The 280-nt window shown below is 55.4% G+C and carries 1 rRNA gene (only partly in view); it reads left to right on the top strand.

The features are described from left to right. Positions 1-280, top strand: a 16S ribosomal RNA gene (locus tag ACIR131C_RS0117900) (its annotated part extends past both window edges: 230 nt to the left, 211 nt to the right); the annotation flags it as partial.

The following is a 280-nucleotide window of genomic DNA, read 5'->3' as shown; positions in this document are numbered from 1 at the left end:
GACTACCAAGGCGACGATCAGTAGCTGGTCTGAGAGGATGATCAGCCACACTGGGACTGAGACACGGCCCAGACTCCTACGGGAGGCAGCAGTGGGGAATTTTCCGCAATGGGCGAAAGCCTGACGGAGCAATACCGCGTGAGGGAGGAAGGCTCTTGGGTTGTAAACCTCTTTTCTCAGGGAAGAACAGAATGACGGTACCTGAGGAATAAGCATCGGCTAACTCCGTGCCAGCAGCCGCGGTAATACGGAGGATGCAAGCGTTATCCGGAATGATTGG

Source organism: Dolichospermum circinale AWQC131C (assembly GCF_000426905.1).
Lineage (GTDB): Bacteria > Cyanobacteriota > Cyanobacteriia > Cyanobacteriales > Nostocaceae > Dolichospermum > Dolichospermum circinale.
This window is presented reverse-complemented; position numbering and strand designations above follow the sequence as displayed.